The organism is Arthrobacter sp. 2MCAF15, assembly GCF_052115605.1.
Taxonomy (GTDB): domain Bacteria; phylum Actinomycetota; class Actinomycetes; order Actinomycetales; family Micrococcaceae; genus Arthrobacter.
The window spans coordinates 206960-227801 of record NZ_JBFRGZ010000002.1 but is presented as its reverse complement, the minus strand read 5'-3'; the positions used below and the strand labels follow the sequence as shown (position 1 = coordinate 227801).

Genomic DNA, 20842 nt, shown 5'->3' with positions numbered 1-20842 from the left:
CAGATACCGGACCCCCTTGGACCAGAGCCAAGGGGGTCCTTCGGCGCGCCCAGCGCAAGATGAGCGCAGGGAATGTACAGGAAACGTGCAGTTTGGGAAGCCTTGGCACAGGATGCGTCAAGCACGAATCCTCGGCGTGTCGTCGATTGCTAAGTTCCTCTCAGCGCTGGYGCAGGACCAGCCTCCCAACTCGCTCAGGAGTCACCAATGCGTTCCATTTTCTCCAGCTTCGCAGCCCGCCTTCGCCGAGATCAGCGAGGCGCCACCGCCGTCGAATACGGCATTATGGTCTCCCTCATCGCCGTCGTCATCATCGTCGCCGTGACGCTCCTCGGCGGCACTTTGAAAGAGACTTTCAACTCGGTCCAGTGCAGCGTCAAGGGCGGCGCCTACACGGCAGCCACCACCACGGGCGGCGTCACGACCGACGGCAAGTGCTCTAAGTAAGCCGCCCTTCCCTGTTCTCTGGTCCGTTCAGGCCGCATCTACCGCCCAGGAGGCATCGTGCGTTTCCGCTTCAACAACATCGCTGCCCGCGTTCGCCGCGACCAGCGCGGCGCCACCGCCGTCGAATACGGCATCATGGTCTCCCTCATCGCCGTCGTCATCATCGTCGCCGTGACGCTCCTCGGCGGCACCTTGAAGGAAACCTTCAACTCCGTCCAGTGCAGCGTCAAGGGCGGCGCCTACACGGCAGCCACCACTACCGGCGGCGTGACCACGGACGGTTCCTGCTCGAAGTAGCACCCAGCACGACCGGCCGAACAGGGTTGCGGAAGGCTTCGGCCCTCCAGACCCTGTCCGCATCAGGCGCCAGCGGCCAGCGACATCCAGAAAGGCGGCCCCCTATTTCCACGACAAAAGAACGGGGGGCCGTCGCCGTGGAGTTCGCGCTCCTGGCTCCGGTACTGATCATGCTGCTGCTGGGCATCATGGAATTCGGCCGCGCCTACAACGCCCAGATTTCGCTATCCAGTGCCGCCCGCGAGGGCGTGCGTGTGATGGCAATAGGCAACGACACCACGGCCGCGCGTACTGCTGCAAAGAACGCGGCCACGGCGTTGCAGCCTGTCTTGACGGACGCCGATATCACGATCAGCCCCACCCCCTGCACCTCCGGGGCGCAGGTAACGGTCAAGATCACCTACTCGCTCTCCACCATGACCGGCATCGCAGGCCCGTTCACTATGGAAGGCAAAGGAGTCATGCTGTGCGGCGGCTAAGAATTACAACCACCGACGGCGAGCGCGGCGCCATCAGCGTCCTTGTAGCAATCCTCATGGTGACTTTGTTGGGGTTTGCCGCACTGGCGGTCGACGTCGGGATGCTGTACGCGGAGAGGACCCAGGATCAGAACGGCTCTGATGCTGTTGCTCTCATGGTCGCCCAAAAGTGCGCCAAGAACATCAACGACGCCGACTGCTCCACCACTTCCACACTCGCCCGAAGCCTCGCCAACGGAAACGCCGGCGACGGCGCGAGCAACATCGCTGACCTCGTCCTGGACAAAACCGCCCGCACCGTGAAAGTAACGGTGGGTGCCCAGGAAGCAGGTAAGACGCCCAACAGGGTTTCCCTCTTCTTCGCCCGTGCCCTGGGTTTTTCAAGCGCGGAAGTAACAGCCACGTCCCGGGTGGAGTGGGGGACGCCGTCCACGGGTACGATCCTTCTGCCTCTGGCGATTGCCCAATGCAAACTCAACCTGACGCCAGGCTCGCTGGCCGGCGCCGAACAGGTCCTTGACATGGATTCCGGCGGCTGTGGCGAGATCCCGGGTGGCTTCGGCTGGATTTCCGATAGCGATGCAAAATGCGGGGTCACCCTGACCGCCGGACAGGCAAACAGTGCTGGCGCATGGTTCACCAGCAACACGGGCGCGAGCGCACCAAGCGAGTGCACGGCTGCGGACATGAGCAAGATGAATGACCAAACAGTACTTTTCCCGCTGTACGACGTGGCCACCGGCAACGGCTCCAGCGGCAAGTACTACGTGAAGGGATTTGCCGCCTTCCATGTCACTGGCTACCGGTTTTCCAATTACAGCTGGTCATTGAGCGGAACGCTCAAGAACAAGACCATCAAGGGCTATTTCGTCCGATACGTTTCTCTGTCCGACGCCTTCGAACTCGGCGCAGCACCGGACTACGGGACCTCAATTGTCCGCCTCACCATTGGAGTGCCCTAAAAATGAAGTCACGCCTATTGGCAGGAATCGCGGCCTTGGTGCTGGCCGTCGTCGGAGCCGTACTGGTGGTCAGCTACGCGCAGGGAGCCGACGCACGGGCCGTGCAGGGCTTGGATCCCCAGGACGTTCTCGTGGTGTCTAAAGCCATACCCGCCGGCACGTCCGTGGAGACCCTCCAGCCCTTCCTCGCCACCGAAAAACTTCCGGGCACGGCCGTCGCCAAGTCCGCGCTCCGCAACCTGGACGGGCTGGCAGGCAAGGTCACCGCCGTCGATCTGCTCCCCGGCGAACAGCTCGTCACGGAGCGCCTGATCGCCCCCGAAGAACTGAAAACCAGCGGATCGGTGGACATCCCGGTGGGGCTCCAGGAGGTGTCCTTCCAGCTGGAACCGCAGCGCGTCGTGGGCGGCAGGCTGGCACCCGGGGATCACGTCGGCATCTTCATTTCCTTCAAAAGCGGGGGCCTCGAAGCCAACCCGGAGAAGCAAACCACGCAGTTGACCATCCACAAGGTGCTGGTAACCGCAGTGCAACGTGCCCCCGTCGCTACCCCTCCCGCCCAGCCCTCAACAGATGGCACCACCGCACCGGCCGAAGACACGTCGCTCCCCACCGGTTCGCTGCTGCTGACTGTCGCCGTCAACGACGTCGACGCCGGAAAGATCGTCTACGCCTCGGAGTTCACGGACACCGCCAGCCTCTGGCTGAGCAAGGAACCGCTCAACGCCAAGGACAGCGGCCGGCCCGGAATCATGACGAAACCAGAGGTGTACAAGTGAGCCGCTTTGTCCTGATTTCCCCCAACACGGACTTCGATGCCCGCGTCCGCCAGGCACTGGCCGGGGGCCTTCCGGGCGGCCTGCAGACCTTCGCATTCGTCAATCCCGCGAACCCGGCTGAGCTCTTCGCGAACCTCAACCAGGAACGGCCCGAGGTCCTGATCCTGGGACCGGATGTCCCGGCGGAGGACGCCCTGCGCCTGGCGACGGTCTTCGACGTCCAGCTTCCCGAACTGAGCGTCATCCTCGTCGGCGAGGCAGAACCGGACTTCGTCCTGCTGGCCATGCGGGCCGGCATCCGTGACATCCTCAGCCCGGCGGCGGACCCCGCCCAGATCCGGGTGCTGCTCGAGCGGGCCTGCCAGTCGTTCGCCACCCGCAACCGGACCTCGGCCGCCAGCCAGCCGGACAGCGCCAGGGGACTGGTGATCGGGGTCTTCTCCCCCAAGGGCGGAGTCGGCAAGACCACGCTTGCCACCAACATCGCGATCGGGCTCGGCAAAGTCGCGCCCATGGGAGTGGTGATCGTGGACCTGGACCTGCAGTTCGGCGACGTCGCCTCTGGCCTGTACCTGAACCCGGAGCACACCGTCACTGACGCCGTCTCGACCTCGGCCAGCCACGATTCCCTCGTGCTCAAGGCCTTCCTCACCGTCCACCCCGGGAGCATTTACGCCCTCTGCGCCCCCCGGACGCCCGAGGAGGCTGACGACATCACACCGCAGCAGGTCACCCGGCTGCTCGATCAACTGGCCGAACAGTTCCAGTACGTCGTCGTCGACACAGCTCCCGGGCTCCCGGAGATCGGGCTCGCCGCCCTGGAGCAATGCACGGACGCCGTCTGGGTAACCGCCATGGACGTGCCCAGCATCCGCGGGCTGCGCTCGGGCCTGGAAATCCTCCGGCGGCTGGACCTGCTGCCCGAAACCCGCCACGTGGTCCTGAACATGGCCGACTCCAAGTCCGGGCTGAGCGTCCAGGACGTCGAGGCGACCATCGGGGCGCCCGTGGACGTCAGCATTCCCCGGTCCAAGGCAGTCGCCATCTCCACCAACCGCGGAGTTCCGGTGCTCCAGGACGGCCGCAAGGACCCGGCCATCAAGGGGCTGAAACAGCTCGTCAACCGGTTTGATCCAGCGTGGCGCGCCACTGCCCAAAGGAAACTCCACCGGCGGGTGGTGGTCTAGGTGAAACTCTCCGAACGGCTCCGCTCCGCCGAGGGAACACCCGGCGGCGCCACCCTCGCCGGATCCGCCCAGCACGGATCCGGCGAGCATGCATCCACCCTGCACGCCGCACCGCTCCCCGGCTCCCCCATCCGGGGAAGCGGGACGACGGCGGCGCTGCCGGCCGCCGTCGTGCTCGAAAAGAGCGGCCCCACACCCCTGCCGGGCTTCACAGAGCACCACGAAGCCCGAGCCCGGGGCCAGCAGCCCGTGGATGCCTTCGCGGCCCTCAAAGAGCGCGCGGCCACCGCATTGTTCGAACGCCTGGGAACCCGTTTCAACGATTCGGCAACCAAGGAAGAGGACCTCCGCACGTCCGCGCGGGAGGAACTGACCCGCATCATCGACGCCGAACAGGTCCCCTTGTCCGTCGAGGAGCGCTCCCGGCTGGTCCGCGACGTGGCCGACGACGTACTGGGCTACGGGCCCTTGCAACGTTTCCTAGACGACCCCGCCGTCACGGAGATCATGGTCAACCGGATGGACCAGATCTACGTGGAACGCCACGGAAAGCTGACCCTGACCGAATCGCGTTTCAGCTCCGAGGACCACCTCCGGAAGGTGATCGAGCGCATTGTTTCCAAGGTTGGCCGGCGGATCGACGAGTCCTCGCCCCTGGTGGACGCCCGCCTCGAGGATGGGTCCCGCGTCAACGCCGTCATCCCGCCGCTCGCCGTTGGCGGTTCGTCACTGACCATCAGAAAGTTCAGCAAGGTGCCGCTGACGGTCCGGAACCTCATCGAGTTCGGCACGCTGACGCCGGAAATGGCGGAGCTGCTCAATGCATGTGTGAAGGCCAAACTCAACATCATCGTCTCCGGGGGCACGGGCACCGGCAAGACGACACTGCTCAACGTCCTGTCCTCCTTCCTGCCCCACGACGAGCGAATCGTGACGATCGAGGACGCCGTCGAACTCCAGATCCAGCAGGAGCACGTGGTGCGGCTGGAAAGCCGGCCGCCGAACACCGAGGGCAAGGGCGAGGTCACCATCCGCGAACTGCTCCGCAATTCGCTGCGTATGCGGCCGGACCGGATCGTTGTGGGCGAGGTCCGCGGCGGGGAGTCGCTGGACATGCTCCAGGCGATGAACACCGGCCATGACGGTTCACTCTCCACCGTCCACTCCAACTCGCCGCGCGATGCCGTGGCCCGCCTGGAGACGCTGGTGCTCATGGCCGGGATGGACCTGCCGCTGCGCGCCATCCGGGAACAGATCGCCTCGGCCGTCAACCTGATCATCCAGATCTCCCGGCTGCGGGACGGAACCCGGCGCATCACCCACGTGACCGAGGTCCAGGGCATGGAGGGAGACATCGTGACGCTCCAGGACGCCTTCGTGTTTGACTACGCGGCCGGCGTCGATGCCCACGGCCGGTTCCTCGGCCGGCCGGTCCCGACCGGCATCCGCCCGCGCTTCATCGACCGTTTCGAGGACCTGGGCATCCATGTCTCCCCCGCAGTATTTGCCGCGCCGCTGATGTCGGCCGGAAGGGTGTGATCCGTCCATGACCCTGCTGTCCATCGGCGTCGGCCTGCTCTTCATTGCAGTGGTGGTCCTGGGGATCGTGCTGCTCGCCCCGGGCGGGGTGAGTGTCCCGCTGGACCGGCGCAGGCCAGTCCAGCGCCAGCCAGACTCGCAGCTGACGCGGTTCGCCGGCTCGGCCGTGCACCTGGTGGACGGATTCTTCTCGGCCCGCAAGGTCCGGCTCTTCAGCCGTGAGTCGCTGGAACAGGCCGGCCTGCGCCTGGGCCAGGCCGACTTCTACGTCCTGCTCCTGGCCGGTGCCTTTGCCGGGGGCCTCGCGGGTTTCGTCGTCGCAGGACCTTTGCTGGCGATTCTGCTGGTACTCCTGGCACCGGTGGTGGGGCACCTCGTGATCGGCTACCTGACCGGCAAGCGCCGCAGCAAGTTCGACCAGCAGCTCGGCGACACCCTGCAGCTGCTCTCCGGCGGGCTCCGGGCCGGACACAGCATCCTGCGCGCCATCGACGCCGCAGCCACCGAATCGCAAAGCCCGACGTCGGAGGAGATGCGCCGGGTGGTTACCGAGACCAGCCTGGGCCGCGACCTGCTGGCTTCCCTTAGCGACACCGCAGGCCGGATGCGGAACGAGGACTTTGTCTGGATCGCACAGGCCATCCAGATCAACCGCGAGGTAGGCGGGAACCTGGCCGAAGTCCTGGACCAGGTCAACGAGACCATCCGCGAGCGCAGCGAGATCAAAGGACACATCAAGTCCCTCGCTGCCGAGGGCAAGTTCTCCGCCTATATCCTCATGGCCATGCCGATCGGAATTGTCGTGATGCTGATGCTTGTCAACCCCGGCTATATGAACGTCATGTTCACGCACCCGCTGGGCTGGATCATGATCGTCGCCTCCGTCATCCTGATGACCATTGGTGGTTTGTGGATGCGCAAGATCATCGACCTGAAGTTCTGAGGTAGCCATGGCACCTGCTGTTCTCCTTGCCGTGCTCCTGGTGGCCTTGCCACTCGGCTATCTTGTGTGGTCCCTGCTCTCCGTCGACCGCAAGTCACAGCGCGCCCTCCGGGAGCTGCTCGCCCTGGGCACCGGCCCCGCCGAACTCACCCAGCGGGCGCGCAGTGGCCTGTTGGAAGCGGTCGGGCGCCGGCTGACGCCCAAGGCGTACATCCGCAGGCTGGACAAGCTGTTGTCCCTCGCCGGACGCCCCGCCTCGCTGCCGCTGGGCCGGGTGCTCGCGACAAAGCCGCTCCTTGGTCTGGTGGGCGCACTCCTGGGCTTCTGGATCAGCGCCAACGGCCCGACGCCGATCCTCAAGCTCGTGGGTATTTTTGTGTTCCTGCTGGGGTACTTCATCCCTGACCTCCTGCTCTACAGCAAGGGGCAGGAGCGCCAGAAGACGATGCAGCTGGAACTGGCCAATACTCTGGACCAGATGCTCATCTCCGTGGAAGCCGGCCTCGGCTTCGAGGGGGCCATGGCCCGGGCGGGCGAAAACGGCAAGGGCCCGCTGGCAGACGAACTGATCCGGACCCTGCAGGACATGCAGGTGGGTCGCAGCCGGCGCGAGTCGTATATTGCGCTGGCGGAACGGACCAATGTGCCTGAGCTGCGCAGCTTCGTCCAGGCGGTGGTCCAGGCCGACGCCTACGGCATCGCCATCAGCCGGGTGCTGCGGGTGCAGGCAAAGGTCATGCGGGTCAAACGCCGGCAGCGGGCCGAGGAGAAGGCCATGAAGTTGCCCGTCACCATCTTGTTCCCCTTGTTGTTTTTCATCTTTCCTGTGCTTTTCATCGCCATCCTGGGCCCTGCTGTCATCAACGCAATAGACACGTTCAGCGGACAGTAGCGGCCGGCATCACAGCCGAGTCCATGGCTGGCAATAGCGGGCGTGGCTGGTTCCCCTTCGGAAAGCCTCAGGGTTTCCGCAGGATAGGCCGGGCTGCAAGGCATCGGCCATATCAGCAAGTAGCGTGGTCCCATGCCCCTACCCAGTGCCAGCCCCGACGAGAGCAATGCGAGCGTCGTCCTCGCTCACACGGACACTCCCGAACAGCCGGAGACTGTCCTGCCGGCGGCCAGTGTTGCTGCGCCCACTCCGTTCGCGGACCCCACGATGGACCCCACAGCCCTTCCGACGGCGCCACCGCTTGTGGATCCGGCCGCGCTCCAGGACCTGGGTGCCCAACTCGACAGCCCGGCCGTGGCTAAGGGATTTGCCAGGGATTACACCAAGATGTGGGACCAGCGCTACCAAACGCTGGCCTCAGCCCTCGAGGACGGGGACCTTGCACGGTCCATGGACGCGGTACTGAGCCTCAAAACATCCTCCGAAATGGTCGGCGGCCTGCGCCTGGCCCAGCTCGCCGGCGAACTGGAGACTGCCCTCAGGGCCGGCGACATGGGCCATGCCCTGGTGCTCTTGCGCGACGTTGCCGAACGCGGCGACGAAACGGTCGACGAGCTCCAGTTTAGCTATGTCCTGTGGGACAGCTAGATCCACCCGGACCACCGGCCCCGTCAGGCCGCCCGCACGCCTGAGAGCGGGCGTGCTACCGCTACGGCGCCAACCGGTAGCCCACGCCGCGGACGGTCTGCAGCCAGCGCGGTTCCACCGGGTCCTCGCCGAGTTTCCTCCGAAGGTTGCCGATATGCACCTCGACGGCGCGTTCGTCGGATTCGCTGATGAAGGCGTCCGCCCGGTAGTAATCGCCGCGGACCACCCGCACCAGTTCGGTTTTGGACCGAACGGCGCCGGCGCCCTTGAGGAGTGCCTGCAGGAGGTCGAACTCGCTGCGCGTCAGGCTGACAGCCACGCCGTCGACGCTAACGGTCCGCGTCTCGGGGTTCAGGTCCAGCCCGTTGTGGCGCAGCACGGGACTGAGGGTCGCTTCCACGGCCGCGGGAGCCTCAGGATTGGATACCTGCCCGGCCCGGATGTCGTGCCGGGGCCGGCGCATCATGGCGCCTACGCGGGCGCGCAATTCGCGGGGCCGGAAAGGCTTCGCCAGGAAGTCATCGGCTCCGGTGTGAAATGCCGTCAAGGTGTCGAGTTCATCGGTACGCGCCGTCAACATGACCACGTATGCGTCGCTGAACTGCCGGATCCGGCGCAGCACCTCGAAACCGTCGATATCGGGCAACCCGACATCCAGGGTGACCACGTTCGCCTCTTGCGCCCTGACGACGTCGACGCCTTCCCGGCCGCCGGCCGCGGAGTGAACTTCGAAGCCCGCCTGGCTCAATACGGCTTCGACAAGGTTCCGAACATCCTCGTCGTCTTCTACGACAACGGCGACTCCAAGGTCGGACATGGCCCCCCTCACGTGGCACGCTACGTTGCCGCCCGCGGATGCGGTGGCAACACTGATCCCGTCGGCCCCAGCCAGCATTGTCAGAATACCCACCCTACGGGTCAAATTCTCCGCTGCCAGCTAAGACAAATGGGAAAACTTCGATTTGTGTCAATTTTGCGTGACACAAGATGTAAAAATGGGTCAACGGGAAGGGAGCGCGGCGTCTTTGCTTAGACAGCGGCTGATCCGCGGTGTGGATCGATACGGCAAGGCCCTGGGGCCGCGCGCGCGGGTCCTCGTGTGCCAGTTGCCGCTGGCAGTGATGATGGCGGCCGTCGTATTCGCTGCCCCCGCCGCGTGGCCCGGACTTCCCGACAGCACCTTGTGCCGGTACGCGCTAGGCCTGCAGACCGCGCTCCTGCTGGCCTGTGTCGCAGTCCCCTGGCAGCGCCTCGGGCGGTTGGCGCCACTCGCCATCCCCGTCCTGGACCTGGTCGCGATCGGGCTCCTTCGAGACGGCAGTTCAGCTGGCCTGCCGGATCCCGGTGTGCTCTCTGTGCTGCCCGTGGTGTGGATTTCGGCGTCCAGCCTGTCCGCACCCGCGAGCCTTTGGCTCAGCTTCACGGTCCCCCTGCTGGCCGCCGCGCCCTGGCTCCTTGCGGACCGGGGTGCACCGGTTGCGGCCCGCATCGCAGAAGCCGTGCTGGTGCCGTTGATGATGCTTGCGGTCTCCCTGGCCATGCGTTTTGCCCGTGCGCGGCTGCGCCACGAGCAGTGGCGGATCAAGTCCAAGGAAGCCGAACTGGAAGTCTTGCTCTCAGACAGCCGCGAGCGTGAGCGGCTCCTGAATACGATTCTTGACACCGTCGACGTCGGGATCGTGGCAGTCGACGCCGACGGTCGCCGCCTGCTGACCAACAGCTGGCAGGCCCAGCTGGAGGAGTCCGCGGCCTCCGCGGACCGCCCCAACGCGGCCGTGCCTGCGGCGGGGCCGGCGGCTGCGCACCCGCCGTCAGCGTCACTGACGGACGAAGTGCCGGAAGAAGAGGGCCGGCTCGTGCTGACCGGGCAGGACAGAAACACGCCGCTGCCCCTGGAGCGCCGCCCTATCCACCGGGCGCTGGGCGGCGAGTCCTTCGCCGATTACCTTGTCTGCTTCGGCGAGGGGCCGGCCAGCCGGGTCGTCTCAACGGGGGCCCGGCCCCTGAAGGACGACGCCGATGACTTCCGCGGCGCTGTTGTGGTCTTCAATGAGGTCACCGGCTTGGTGGACGCCCTCGCGGCGAAAGACGAGGTGGTCTCCACTGTCTCCCACGAGTTCCGCACGCCGCTGACCTCGATCATTGGCAACCTGGATCTGGTGCTCGCCGACACGGAGGGCCTGGACAGCCCGGTGGTGCGCCGCGTCGAAGTGGCGCAGCGCAACGCGGAACGGCTGCTGGCGCTGGTGTCGGACCTGCTTATGTCCGCCAGCGCCGCCCTCCATGTCCATCCCCGCAGGACCGACCTCGCCGGGCTGGTGGAGGCGAGCCTCGGCTCGGCCCAGGCCCACGCCCAGGCGTCCCGCGTATCCCTCGCCATGGAGGTGCGGGGCCCGCTCTGGGCGCACGTGGATCCGCTCCGGATCAGCCAGGCCCTGGACAACCTCGTCTCAAACGCGATCAAGTACTCACCCGACGGCGGATCGGTGCGGGTCTCCGCCACTACCGGCGACGGCTTAGTGCGCCTCCACGTCGAGGACACCGGGATGGGCATGACAGCCGCCGACGCCGACCGCGTCTTCACCCGCTTCTTCCGCAGCCCGGCCGTTCGCGACGGTTCCATTCCCGGCGCGGGCCTGGGACTGTCCATCACGAAAGCCATCGTGGAACGGCACGGCGGATCCATCTCGTGCCGCACCCGCCCCGGACACGGGAGCACGTTCACACTTGAGCTTCCCGCCGACGGGCACCCGGCCGCCTCCTAGCGTTACATTCGCCGTCACCGGTTGCCGGCTGCCGGCTGCGCCGGAGTTTCCCCACCTTCGGAAGCCCCGGCCGACGTGTCGCTCCGAACCGCCGCCTTCCAGCGGTCTGGTGTCGTCGAAACTGGGGAAGATCGGCGGTCTTAGGCGCGCAGTGCCCGGGTCAGTTCGGCGCGGGCCAGCAGGCCGCCGTCCGTTGGGTAGGCCACTTCCTCGAGCACCAGCGGATGCGGGGCAGCCAGCACGGACTTGGCGTCGCGCTGCCGGGCGAGCAGCCGGTCGTAGAGCCAGTCCGGGGCCTCCACGCCCTCCCCCACGTACAGCGCCGAGCCCACCAGGGACCGGACCATGTTGTGGCAGAACGCGTCGGCCTGGACGGTGGCGACGATGACCCCGTCGGTGCCGCGCGCAAATTCGAAGCGCTGCAGTTCACGGATGGTCGTGGCGCCTTCGCGGGGCTTGCAGTACGAGCGGAAATCCTGGAGCCCCAGCAGCCGCGCGGCGCCCTCGTTGAGGAGCCCGACGTCCAGCGGGACCTTGTGCCAGAGAGTCAACGCGCGGCCCAGCGGGTCCCACAGCGCGGGGCCGTCCGCGATCCGGTACGAATAGCGTCGCCAGAGGGCCGAGAAGCGGGCATCGAACCCAACGGGCGCCACGCTCACCCTGTGCACCTCGATCGCCCCGCTGAGCTCCCCCAGGCCCCGGCTCAGGGCGCCGCGGATCCGGCGGAGCAGGGCAACGGCGGGATCCAGTTCAGCGCCCCGATTCAGGCCCAGCCACTCCGCCTCGGTCAGGTCCAGGTGGACCACCTGGCCGCGGGCGTGCACGCCGGCGTCCGTGCGGCCGGCCACCGTGACCCGGACGGGGCGGCGGATCAGCAGTTCGAGGGCCTCCTCGAGGACCCCCTGGACAGTGCGCAGTCCCGGCTGGACCGCCCACCCGCTGAAGGGGCCGCCGTCGTACGCCACATCCATCCGGATACGCAAAAACCCGCCGCCCCCCAAGACGGGGGCAGCGGGTTTGAGCTCGTTCATAGACTTAAGTCTATAAGAAGGTTTTAGCGAATTACTTCGCGTCCTTCTCGGACTCGACGGCTGCTTCCTCAGCGGCCGGAGCCTCTTCGGTTGCTGCAGCTTCGGTCTCAACGACCTCAGCCTCGGGAGCCTCTTCGGTCTCGGCAACCGGAGCTGCTTCGGCCTTGGCGGCGTCCTTCTTCTCTGCGTCCTTCTTGGCAGCGGAGGTAGCCTCGGCTACAACAGCCTGCTTCGCGGAAACCGGCTCGAGAACCAGTTCGATGACAGCCATGGGAGCGTTGTCGCCCTTGCGGTTGCCGATCTTGGTGATGCGGGTGTAGCCGCCATCGCGGTTCTCCACTGCCTGTGCAATGTCGGTGAACAGCTCGTGGACGACGCCCTTGTTGCTGATCAGGCCGAGTACACGGCGGCGGGAAGCCAGGTCGCCACGCTTGGCGAAAGTCACCAGGCGCTCGGCGTACGGCTTCAGGCGCTTGGCCTTGGTCACCGTGGTGGTGATCCGCTTGTGCTCGAAAAGTGCGGCGGACAGGTTCGCGAGCATAAGACGCTCGTGAGCCGCTCCGCCTCCGAGGCGCGGACCCTTAGCGGGGGTAGGCATAATAGTTTCTCCTCATATGGAAGCCGTTGGGCTGCGCACACCATGGTGCATCCAGCCAGCCGGCCAAGATCTGTTGGTTAGAGCTCGTCGTCGCTGAACGCGGCGTCGTCCTCTTCGATGGCTGCGGCACGTGCTGCGAGATCGAAACCGGGAGGGGAGTCCTTGAGGGACAGGCCCAGTTCGACCAGCTTGGCCTTGACCTCATCGATGGACTTCGCACCGAAGTTGCGGATGTCCATGAGGTCAGCCTCGGAGCGGGCAACGAGTTCACCCACGGTGTGGATGCCCTCACGCTTGAGGCAGTTGTAGGAACGGACCGTCAGGTCCAGATCCTCGATCGGCAGAGCCATGTCCGCTGCCAGGGCAGCGTCCGTCGGCGACGGACCGATCTCGATACCTTCAGCTGCGGTGTTCAGCTCGCGGGCCAGACCGAACAGTTCCACCAGGGTGGTACCTGCCGAAGCAACGGCGTCGCGCGGGGCGATTGCCTGCTTGGTCTCGACGTCGACAATGAGCTTGTCGAAGTCAGTGCGCTGCTCAACACGGGTAGCTTCCACGCGGAAAGTAACCTTCAGGACCGGCGAGTAGATCGAGTCGACCGGGATGCGGCCGATCTCGGAGTCGCCGGACTTGTTCTGAGCTGCCGAAACGTAGCCGCGACCGCGCTCGATGGTCAGTTCGAGTTCGAACTTGCCCTTCGAGTTCAGCGTGGCAATGTGCAGATCCGGGTTGTGGAATTCGACGCCGGCCGGCGGAGCGATGTCCGCGGCGGTGACGACTCCCGGGCCCTGCTTGCGCAGGTAAGCAACAACCGGCTCGTCGTGCTCGGAGGAAACCGACAGGTTCTTGATGTTCAGGATGATCTCAGTGACATCTTCCTTCACACCCGGAACCGTGGTGAACTCATGCAGCACGCCATCGATCCGGATGCTCGTTACAGAGGCACCGGGGATGGAGGAGAGCAGGGTACGGCGGAGGGAGTTTCCGAGGGTGTAACCAAAGCCCGGCTCCAGCGGTTCGATGATGAACCGGGAGCGGTTTTCGGAGACGACCTCTTCGGAGAGGGTGGGGCGCTGTGCAATGAGCACTTAGGTTTCCTTTCGGCGAGCATCCGCTATATGACGCAACACAGGTGGTGGAAAGATCGGTCTGAAGACTTAACGCGGCCGGGCCTGCCCGGACCGTTGAGGGTCCGGGCAAGCTCCTGGGCGCTGGAAAGCCTTAGACGCGGCGGCGCTTCGGCGGACGGCAGCCGTTGTGGGCGCTGGGGGTGACGTCCTGGATGGAGCCAACCTCGAGGCCAGCGGCCTGCAGCGAACGGATGGCGGTTTCGCGTCCGGAACCCGGTCCCTTGACGAACACGTCAACCTTGCGCATGCCGTGCTCCTGTGCACGCTTTGCGGCGGCTTCGGCGGCCATCTGGGCAGCGAACGGGGTGGACTTACGCGAGCCCTTGAAGCCAACCTCGCCGGACGAAGCCCAGGAGATGACAGCACCGCTCGGGTCCGTGATGGACACGATGGTGTTGTTAAAGGTGCTCTTGATGTGCGCCTGGCCCAGCGCGATATTCTTCTTGTCCTTCTTACGCGGCTTGCGAACCGCGCCACGAGTCTTCGGGGGCATTTTTTCTCCTACAGAAAGTTATCGGGGGAAAACCGAGCTAATCCCTCAGGGATTAACGGGCCTTCTTCTTGCCGGCGACGGTACGCTTCGGGCCCTTGCGGGTACGGGCGTTGGTCTTCGTACGCTGTCCGCGTACGGGCAGGCCCTTGCGGTGACGCAGGCCTTCGTAGCTGCCGATCTCAACCTTGCGGCGGATGTCAGCGGCTACCTCGCGGCGAAGGTCACCCTCAACCTTGTAGTTGCCTTCAATGTAGTCACGCAGCTCAACCAGCTGCGCGTCGGTCAGGTCCTTGACCCGAACGTCAGCGCTGATGCCGGTAGCAGCCAGGGTTTCGTGTGCACGGGTCTTGCCCACGCCGTAGATGTAAGTAAGCGCAATTTCCAGCCGCTTTTCGCGGGGAATGTCTACGCCAGCGAGACGAGCCATATTGGCAGTACTCCTTGTATAAACCGGAGGTCGTAGGCAGTACACCCGCACTTTCAGTGCGGCCCCAGCCTCCGACCAGGGGTTAGCTGTCCGGGCCCATACGTCCCAATTCAGCTTGTGCTGCCTTTATTTACTTGCGTGGGTTAGCAACCCAGGATTTCCCGTGAAGGAAATTAGCCCTGGCGCTGCTTGTGGCGCGGGTTCTCGCAGATCACCATGACCCGGCCATTACGGCGGATCACTTTGCACTTTTCGCAGATCTGCTTGACGCTCGGCTTGACCTTCATGGCGTTCCTTTGCGTGTTGCAGTTGGTCAGCTGGACCGGCCCTTGGCTATTGCCCTGGCCGCCCAGTGTTTACTTGTAGCGGTAGACGATACGACCACGTGTCAGGTCGTAAGGGCTCAGCTCCACCACTACGCGGTCCTCGGGGAGGATCCTGATGTAGTGCTGGCGCATCTTTCCAGAGATGTGTGCCAGAACGATGTGCTTGTTGGTGAGCTCAACGCGAAACATCGCGTTAGGCAGCGCCTCGGTCACAACGCCCTCGATCTCAATGACCCCGTCCTTCTTGGCCATACCCTCCGCTAACTGTTGTTGCCGCAGCCTCCCGGTTTGCACCGGTCATGACCGCGGACGTTTTTGATTGGTTGGTTGGTGCCACCCGACCACAAAAGGGCACAACGGGGCAGACAACCAACAGACAACACTACGCCATTGCGGCGGGATTGTTAAATCGAGAGTTAAATCCAGCCATCGTAGCGCACTCAGCGTCCGTACGCACCTAGCGTCCCTGCCGCCGTCGTCACCGCCTCCGCCTGTGCGATCCCGTCGAGGATGGCCAGCCGGACGACGTCGGCGGCTGCGCTCTGCAGCGTAATGAGGCTTATCTGCCGGGCCATCGGGGTGCTGCGGTCAAGCGCGACGACGCCCGTCGCCAGTGCGAACACGGTGTCGCCGTCGGCAAGGGTGTGGCTGGGGTTCAGGGCCCGGGCCAGTCCGGCGTGGGCGGCCGAGGCCGTGCGCTTGCAGTCTGCTGTGTCCATGACGGCATTAGTCGCTACGACGACCAGAGTGGTGTTCAAGGGCGGCAAATCCGAAACCCTCCGCGTGCTCGCTCCTGTTTCTGGTTCGCCCGATGTGCCAAAAGGCAGCCCCAGCGCGTTGACCACTGCAATGGCGCCAACTGTTACCCCGTTGTCCAGGGTGAGGGAGGCTGTGCCCACTCCCCCCTTGTAGGTGCCCCGGCCGATCGCTGCTCCCGTGCCGGCGCCGACGTTGCCGCGTTCGACGTCGTGCCCTTCCTGGCGGGACGCGGCATCCACTGTGGCCGCGTAGCCCATCTCCTCGCCGGGGCGGGCCGCGAAGTCGCCGCCGCGGCCCAGGTCGAAGATTGCGGCCGCGGGAACGATCGGAACGAGGCCGCCCGGGACGGCGAACCCTCGGCCGTTCTCCTCACACCAGCGCATGGCCCCGCCCGCCGTTGCCAGGCCGTAGGCGCTCCCCCCGGTCAGGACTACGGCGTCCACGTTCGAGGACAACGTGGTGGGATCCAGCGAGTCCGTCTCGTGCGTTGCGGGGCCGCCGCCGCGGACGTCGACGGAGCCCACCGTGCCGGGTGGCGGAAGAATGACCGTCACCCCGCTCAGCCAGCCGTCGCCTGTCTTCTGCACGTGCCCTACCCGGATCCCGGCGACGTCGGTGATCGCCCCTGTTGCTGTCATGGCTCCATTGTGCGCTCCCCCCGCAAAACAAACGTTATGGAATCCTTCGGCGAACTTGCTGTGAACGGCCGCAGAAGCCTCCCGCAACAATTCCCGGGACGGCCCAGATGCGGGATTTCACGCCTCTGGCCTGTGGTGAAGTGTGTCTGGACCCCCTGTCTGTACCCCCACCCCTGTACCCCCACCAATCCGCCTGCCCTTGGCCGGCCCGGATCCGTTAGAGACCCGAATGACAAGACAACTGGCTGACCGGCCGACCGCCGTCGCCCACGCCCGCACCGCCCACCCGCAGCGGCCCCGCTGGTCGGGCCGAACCCGCAGGGACTTCTTCGTCTTCCTGGCCCTCGCCCTGCCCAACCTCGCGCTGATCGCGGTGTTCACCTACCTGCCGCTGATCAACAACATCTACTACTCCACGCTGGACTGGACCCTCGGTTCCGATTCCGCCACCGTCGTGGGCCTGGGCAACTACGCCACGTTCTTCACCAGCCCCGACGCCGCCAAGGTCCTTGGAACCACCGCCGTCTTCACCGTGGTCACGGTCGGCGGGTCCATGGTGCTGGGCCTTCTGGTGGCCCTGGCGTTGAATTCCAAAGTCCGCGGCACCACATTTGCCCGCTCGGCGGTGTTCGCGCCCTACGTACTGAGCGGCGTCGGCGTCGGCCTCGTCTGGCTTTTCATCTTCGACCCCGGGTATGGAGTCCTGGCATGGCTGCTGCGCGGCATCGGCCAGGCCAGCCCGCAGTGGATCAACGATCCCCAGCTGTCCCTGGTCATGGTGATCGTCGTCTACATCTGGAAGAACCTCGGCTACTGCGCCGTGGTCTACCTTGCCGGCCTTCAGTCCCTGCCGCAGGACGTCATGGAAGCGGCCTCCCTGGACGGGGCAAACGGCTTCCGCCGCTTCCTGAACATGTCCCTGCCCCTGCTTTCGCCCACCACGTTCTTCCTGCTCATCACGACCATGCTGAGCTCGCTGCAGGCCTTTGACCTGATCCGGATCATGACGCCGCTGGGCAACGGCACCAGCACCCTGATCTACGAGGCCTACCTGCAGGCGTTCGGTGCCTTCAACCGGGCCGGCTACTCAGCCGCCATCTCCGTGGTCCTTTTCGCAATCCTGCTCATCATCACCGTCCTCCAGTTGCGGTTCGTCGAACGGAAGGTGCACTACTCGTGAGCACGCTCTTGCCCGTCAGTCCCGGTCCCGGCGTCACGGGCACTCCCCCTTCCGACGGCGCCCCGGGCTCCGGTCTGGAAGTGCCGCCCCGGCGCCCTGCTCCGTTCTCGCGCACCAACCTGGTCCAGACGATCGCCGGCGGCTACGTCCCGCTGGTTCTCGCCACCTTGGTGGTGTTCCTGCCCCTGTTGTGGATGCTCCTGAGCTCCTTCAAGCAGCCGGGCGAGATCATCACCATGGACCTGAAGCTCCTCCCGGAGGGTGCGAACCTGGAGAACTACAGGACGGCCATGACCACGGTGCCGTTCGGCCAGTTCTTCCTGAACAGCCTGATCGTCACGGCGGTGGGTTCCACCGTCAAGGTGATCCTGGCCGTCCTGACGGCCTACGCCCTCGTGTTTGTCCGCTTCCCGTTCAAGAACGCCATCTTCGTGCTGATCCTCGTAGCCCTCATGGTCCCGCCGCAGGTGTCCATCCTGCCCAACTACATCCTGATCGCCGGGATGGGCGGCAAGAACACCCTGTGGGGAATCATCCTCCCGGGACTGGGCACCGCCTTCGGCACGTTCCTGCTCCGCCAGCACTTCAGGACTCTGCCCGGTTCCATCCTCGAGGCGGCCGAAATCGACGGCGCGGGCCACTGGCGCCGGCTCTGGCAAGTCGTGGTGCCGGTCTCCGTTCCCTCCATCGCCACCGTCGCCCTGGTGACAGTGGTCAGCGAGTGGAACGACTACATCTGGCCGCTCATCATCACCGACCGGCCCGAAACCATGACCCTTCCAGTCGGCCTGACCCTGCTGCAGAACTCCGAGGGCAATGGCTCCGGCTGGGGCATCCTGATGGCCGGCGCCGTCCTCGTGATCGTCCCCATCCTGCTCGTCTTCGCCGCGCTGCAGCGCTACATCGTGGCCGGCCTCACCCAGGGCAGCGTCACGGGCTGAGTCTGCCCCTGCGCTGGCCCCGTTCAGTTCCCGTCCATCACCTCCGTCATCAGAACCAACGAATTTCATACCTTTGAGAGGATCCATCGTGGCAATCAATCTTGACCGCAGGCATTTCCTGGGCCTGGCCGGCGCCAGCGCAGGAGCAGCTACCCTGGCCGCGTGCGGCGGTCCGTCGACCGCCGGGACGGCCGCCGCCACCGGCGCCGCCGACATCGACTTCAGCGGCGTCAAGGCCGCCGGGCAGTTCGATTTCTGGACGAACCACCCCGGGAAATCCCAGGACGTGGAGCAGTCGGTGATCGAGAAGTTCCACGCCAAGTTCCCCGACATCAAGGTCAACCTCGTGACCGCGGGAGCCAACTACGAGGAAATCGCGCAGAAGTTCCAGACCTCCCAGGCCGCGAAGTCGGCCCTTCCCGGATTGGTGGTCCTCTCCGATGTCTGGTGGTTCCGCTACTTCACCAACGGCAACATCATTCCGCTCGACGGCCTGATCAAGCAGCTCGAGATCAAGGTGGACGATTTCCAGAAGTCACTCGTGGCGGACTACCAGTACGCCAACAAGCAGTGGGCCCTCCCCTATGGCCGCTCCACGCCGCTGTTCTACTACAACAAGTTCCACTTCAAGGCGGCGGGGCTGCCGGACCGCGCCCCCAAGACCTGGCAGGAGTTCGGCGAATGGGCGCCCAAGCTCAAGGCCAGCTCCGGGGCCGAGTACGCCTACATGTACCCGGCGCTGGCCGGCTACGCGGGCTGGACCCTGCAGAACAATCTGTGGGGATGGGGCGGCAGCTGGTCGGACGGGTGGAACTTCACCTGCGATTCCGCCGAGTCGGTCGCGGCCCTGCAGTGGGTCCAGGATTCGATCTACAAGGACAAGTGGGCCGGGGTGTCCTCCAAGGAAGCCGCGGACGACTTCGCCGCCGGCATCACGTCGACCACCATCTCCTCGACCGGATCGCTGCTCGGTGTCCTGAAGTCCGCGAAGTTCAACGTCGGCGTCGGCTACCTCCCCGGCGGCCCGAAGTCGGAGACCGGTGTCTGCCCCACGGGTGGAGCAGGGCTCGGTATTCCCAGCGGTGTGAGCAAGGAAGTCCAGCTGGCGGCCGCCACGTTCCTGAAGTTCATGACGGAACCGGAAAACACGGCGGCGTTCTCCGCGGCCACCGGTTACATGCCCACCCGCGTGTCCGCTGACATGGGCGCCGTACTGGCCAAGACCCCGCAGATCAAGACCGCCATGGACCAGCTCGCCGTGACCCGCGTCCAGGACAACGCCCGCGTGTTCCTGCCCGGCGCGGACCAGGAGATGGCCAAGGCCGCCGCGGCGATCCTTACCCAGCAGGGCGACGTCAAGGCCACCATGACGGGGCTCAAGGCCACGCTGGAGGGGATCTACACCAAGGACGTGAAGCCGAAGCTGAAGAGCTAGCTTTCGCCTGCGACACACAAAATCCCTGGCGCTACCGGAATTCCGGTGTCGCCAGGGATTTTGCGTGTCGCCGGAAAACCTGCGAGTCGCCGTGGGGCGGGGGCTAGGGAATCGGGACGGGCACGACGCCGAGCGGCGCAAGTTTCGCCGCTCCGCCGTCGGGCGCGGAAAGGACCCAGATGCCCTTCTCATGCACGGCGACGGAGTGCTCCCACTGGCAGGAGCGCTTGCCGTCCGTGGTGACAACGGTCCAGTCGTCCTCGAGGATCGCGGTGTCGATGCTGCCGCGGACCAGCATGGGCTCGATGGCAAGGCACAGCCCCGGGCGGATCTTCGGCCCGCGGTGGCTGGTGCGGTAATTCAGCACGTCCGGGGCCATGTGCATCTCGGAGCCGATACCGTGGCCCACGTAGTCCTCCAGGATGCCCAGCGGCTTGYCGGGTACGGAGGAGACATAGTCGTCCACCGCGTTGCCGACGTCGCCCACGAATTTGCCGGTGGCCAGGGCCGCGATGCCCCGCCACATGGCCTCCTCGGTGACGTCGGACAGGCGCACGTCCTCGGGATCGGCGGTTCCGACAATCACGGTCCGCGCCGAGTCGGAATGCCAGCCGTCCACGATCGCGCCGCCGTCGATCGAGATGATGTCGCCGTCCTGCAGTACCCGGCCGCCGGGGATGCCGTGGACAACTTCCTCGTTCACCGAGGTGCAGATTGTCGCCGGGAACCCGTGGTAGCCAAGGAAGTTGGACTTGGCGCCGGCGTCCTGCAGCACAGCGGCGAAGACCTCGTCCAGCCGGGCCGTGGTGACGCCCGGGGCCGCCGCGGCAACGGCCGCATCCAGTGCCCGGCTCAGGACAAGCCCGGCCTCGTGCATCGTGCGCATCTGGGCGTTGGTCTTGTATTCAATGCGTGCCTGGCCGAATGCCATCTGAACCTCAGAATC

At 65.5% G+C, this 20842-nt stretch carries 24 protein-coding genes; 14 read left to right on the top strand and 10 right to left on the bottom strand.

The window, feature by feature from the left end:
- Positions 1–207: 207 nt before the first annotated feature.
- The 10 genes from AB4089_RS03265 (at position 208) to AB4089_RS03220 (ending at position 8173) form a co-directional block, all read left to right on the top strand.
- Positions 208–447 (top strand): Flp family type IVb pilin, encoded by a 240-nt coding sequence (locus AB4089_RS03265; protein ID WP_441407860.1) that lies wholly within the window; start codon positions 208–210, stop codon positions 445–447.
- A 57-nt stretch (positions 448–504) separates the two neighbouring features.
- Positions 505–744, top strand: coding sequence for a Flp family type IVb pilin (locus AB4089_RS03260; protein ID WP_441407859.1), 240 nt, complete (start codon positions 505–507; stop codon positions 742–744).
- Positions 745–848: 104 nt separating this feature from the next.
- On the top strand, positions 849–1223 hold the full coding sequence (locus tag AB4089_RS03255; RefSeq protein WP_441407941.1) for a TadE family protein: 375 nt from the start codon (positions 849–851) through the stop codon (positions 1221–1223).
- Positions 1211–2185, top strand: a complete 975-nt coding sequence (locus AB4089_RS03250; RefSeq protein WP_441407858.1) for a pilus assembly protein TadG-related protein — start codon at positions 1211–1213, stop codon at positions 2183–2185. Before AB4089_RS03255 ends, AB4089_RS03250 begins: the two co-directional genes overlap by 13 nt.
- A gap of 2 nt (positions 2186–2187) precedes the next feature.
- Positions 2188–2964, top strand: coding sequence for a Flp pilus assembly protein CpaB (cpaB, locus tag AB4089_RS03245; RefSeq protein ID WP_441407857.1), 777 nt, complete (start codon positions 2188–2190; stop codon positions 2962–2964).
- Entirely contained in the window at positions 2961–4151 is a 1191-nt protein-coding gene (locus AB4089_RS03240) for an AAA family ATPase (protein WP_441407856.1), read from the top strand. The genes cpaB and AB4089_RS03240 overlap by 4 nt, the downstream gene beginning before the upstream one ends.
- A 198-nt stretch (positions 4152–4349) precedes the next feature.
- Positions 4350–5690, top strand: coding sequence for a CpaF family protein (locus tag AB4089_RS03235; RefSeq protein ID WP_441407940.1), 1341 nt, complete (start codon positions 4350–4352; stop codon positions 5688–5690).
- 7 nt (positions 5691–5697) lie between these two features.
- Positions 5698–6633 (top strand): type II secretion system F family protein, encoded by a 936-nt coding sequence (locus tag AB4089_RS03230; RefSeq protein ID WP_441407855.1) that lies wholly within the window; start codon positions 5698–5700, stop codon positions 6631–6633.
- Positions 6634–6640: 7 nt separating this feature from the next.
- Complete coding sequence (locus AB4089_RS03225; RefSeq protein WP_441407854.1) at positions 6641–7525, top strand: type II secretion system F family protein; 885 nt, start codon at positions 6641–6643, stop codon at positions 7523–7525.
- A gap of 132 nt (positions 7526–7657) precedes the next feature.
- Positions 7658–8173: an Hpt domain-containing protein gene (locus AB4089_RS03220; RefSeq protein WP_441407853.1), complete on the top strand. Its 516-nt coding sequence runs from the start codon at positions 7658–7660 to the stop codon at positions 8171–8173.
- 61 nt (positions 8174–8234) lie between these two features.
- Here AB4089_RS03220 and AB4089_RS03215 read toward each other — a convergent pair whose 3' ends face one another.
- On the bottom strand, positions 8235–8990 hold the full coding sequence (locus AB4089_RS03215) for a response regulator transcription factor (protein WP_441407852.1): 756 nt from the start codon (positions 8988–8990) through the stop codon (positions 8235–8237).
- 304 nt (positions 8991–9294) lie between these two features.
- Here AB4089_RS03215 and AB4089_RS03210 point away from each other — a divergent pair, with 304 nt between their 5' ends.
- Positions 9295–10938: a sensor histidine kinase gene (locus AB4089_RS03210; protein ID WP_441407939.1), complete on the top strand. Its 1644-nt coding sequence runs from the start codon at positions 9295–9297 to the stop codon at positions 10936–10938.
- Between the two features lie 140 nt (positions 10939–11078).
- On the opposite strand, the gene AB4089_RS03205 is transcribed toward AB4089_RS03210, so the two are convergent.
- The 8 genes from AB4089_RS03205 to AB4089_RS03170 form a co-directional block, all read right to left on the bottom strand.
- Positions 11079–11969, bottom strand: coding sequence for a tRNA pseudouridine synthase A (locus AB4089_RS03205; protein ID WP_441407851.1), 891 nt, complete (start codon positions 11967–11969; stop codon positions 11079–11081).
- 31 nt (positions 11970–12000) lie between these two features.
- Positions 12001–12567, bottom strand: a complete 567-nt coding sequence (gene rplQ, locus AB4089_RS03200; RefSeq protein ID WP_441407850.1) for a 50S ribosomal protein L17 — start codon at positions 12565–12567, stop codon at positions 12001–12003.
- Positions 12568–12644: 77 nt separating this feature from the next.
- Positions 12645–13655, bottom strand: a complete 1011-nt coding sequence (locus tag AB4089_RS03195) for a DNA-directed RNA polymerase subunit alpha (protein WP_018773683.1) — start codon at positions 13653–13655, stop codon at positions 12645–12647.
- Between the two features lie 133 nt (positions 13656–13788).
- A complete protein-coding gene (rpsK, locus tag AB4089_RS03190; RefSeq protein WP_066436904.1) occupies positions 13789–14190 on the bottom strand; it encodes a 30S ribosomal protein S11 in 402 nt (133 codons plus the stop codon).
- Between the two features lie 52 nt (positions 14191–14242).
- Complete coding sequence (rpsM, locus tag AB4089_RS03185; protein ID WP_003803743.1) at positions 14243–14617, bottom strand: 30S ribosomal protein S13; 375 nt, start codon at positions 14615–14617, stop codon at positions 14243–14245.
- Between the two features lie 173 nt (positions 14618–14790).
- Complete coding sequence (rpmJ, locus tag AB4089_RS03180) at positions 14791–14904, bottom strand: 50S ribosomal protein L36 (RefSeq protein ID WP_009358722.1); 114 nt, start codon at positions 14902–14904, stop codon at positions 14791–14793.
- 69 nt (positions 14905–14973) lie between these two features.
- On the bottom strand, positions 14974–15195 hold the full coding sequence (gene infA, locus AB4089_RS03175; RefSeq protein WP_009358723.1) for a translation initiation factor IF-1: 222 nt from the start codon (positions 15193–15195) through the stop codon (positions 14974–14976).
- 188 nt (positions 15196–15383) lie between these two features.
- Positions 15384–16340 carry a P1 family peptidase gene (locus tag AB4089_RS03170; RefSeq protein ID WP_441407849.1) on the bottom strand — a complete coding sequence of 319 codons (957 nt, stop codon included), beginning with the start codon at positions 16338–16340 and terminating at the stop codon, positions 15384–15386.
- Between the two features lie 229 nt (positions 16341–16569).
- Between AB4089_RS03170 and AB4089_RS03165 the strand changes: the two genes are divergently transcribed.
- The 3 genes from AB4089_RS03165 (at position 16570) to AB4089_RS03155 (ending at position 19896) form a co-directional block, all read left to right on the top strand.
- Positions 16570–17520, top strand: coding sequence for a carbohydrate ABC transporter permease (locus tag AB4089_RS03165; RefSeq protein ID WP_441407848.1), 951 nt, complete (start codon positions 16570–16572; stop codon positions 17518–17520).
- A 74-nt stretch (positions 17521–17594) separates the two neighbouring features.
- Positions 17595–18461, top strand: coding sequence for a carbohydrate ABC transporter permease (locus tag AB4089_RS03160; protein WP_441407938.1), 867 nt, complete (start codon positions 17595–17597; stop codon positions 18459–18461).
- Between the two features lie 88 nt (positions 18462–18549).
- Positions 18550–19896, top strand: coding sequence for an ABC transporter substrate-binding protein (locus AB4089_RS03155; RefSeq protein ID WP_441407847.1), 1347 nt, complete (start codon positions 18550–18552; stop codon positions 19894–19896).
- Positions 19897–19999: 103 nt separating this feature from the next.
- Here AB4089_RS03155 and map read toward each other — a convergent pair whose 3' ends face one another.
- Entirely contained in the window at positions 20000–20827 is an 828-nt protein-coding gene (gene map, locus AB4089_RS03150) for a type I methionyl aminopeptidase (RefSeq protein WP_441407846.1), read from the bottom strand.
- Positions 20828–20842: the final 15 nt, after the last annotated feature.

Excerpts from the sequence above, each read along its gene's own strand:
- AB4089_RS03265 (WP_441407860.1), top strand. The coding sequence starts at position 208 with ATGCGTTCCATTTTCTCCAGCTTCGCAGCCCGCCTTCGCCGAGATCAG.
- cpaB (WP_441407857.1), top strand. The coding sequence starts at position 2,188 with ATGAAGTCACGCCTATTGGCAGGAATCGCGGCCTTGGTGCTGGCCGTC.
- AB4089_RS03230 (WP_441407855.1), top strand. The coding sequence starts at position 5,698 with ATGACCCTGCTGTCCATCGGCGTCGGCCTGCTCTTCATTGCAGTGGTG.
- AB4089_RS03225 (WP_441407854.1), top strand. The coding sequence starts at position 6,641 with ATGGCACCTGCTGTTCTCCTTGCCGTGCTCCTGGTGGCCTTGCCACTC.
- AB4089_RS03220 (WP_441407853.1), top strand. The coding sequence starts at position 7,658 with ATGCCCCTACCCAGTGCCAGCCCCGACGAGAGCAATGCGAGCGTCGTC.
- AB4089_RS03215 (WP_441407852.1), bottom strand. The coding sequence starts at position 8,990 with ATGTCCGACCTTGGAGTCGCCGTTGTCGTAGAAGACGACGAGGATGTT.
- AB4089_RS03210 (WP_441407939.1), top strand. The coding sequence starts at position 9,295 with ATGATGGCGGCCGTCGTATTCGCTGCCCCCGCCGCGTGGCCCGGACTT.
- AB4089_RS03205 (WP_441407851.1), bottom strand. The coding sequence starts at position 11,969 with ATGAACGAGCTCAAACCCGCTGCCCCCGTCTTGGGGGGCGGCGGGTTT.
- rplQ (WP_441407850.1), bottom strand. The coding sequence starts at position 12,567 with ATGCCTACCCCCGCTAAGGGTCCGCGCCTCGGAGGCGGAGCGGCTCAC.
- rpsK (WP_066436904.1), bottom strand. The coding sequence starts at position 14,190 with ATGCCCCCGAAGACTCGTGGCGCGGTTCGCAAGCCGCGTAAGAAGGAC.
- rpsM (WP_003803743.1), bottom strand. The coding sequence starts at position 14,617 with ATGGCTCGTCTCGCTGGCGTAGACATTCCCCGCGAAAAGCGGCTGGAA.
- rpmJ (WP_009358722.1), bottom strand. The coding sequence starts at position 14,904 with ATGAAGGTCAAGCCGAGCGTCAAGCAGATCTGCGAAAAGTGCAAAGTG.
- infA (WP_009358723.1), bottom strand. The coding sequence starts at position 15,195 with ATGGCCAAGAAGGACGGGGTCATTGAGATCGAGGGCGTTGTGACCGAG.
- AB4089_RS03170 (WP_441407849.1), bottom strand. The coding sequence starts at position 16,340 with ATGACAGCAACAGGGGCGATCACCGACGTCGCCGGGATCCGGGTAGGG.
- AB4089_RS03165 (WP_441407848.1), top strand. The coding sequence starts at position 16,570 with ATGACAAGACAACTGGCTGACCGGCCGACCGCCGTCGCCCACGCCCGC.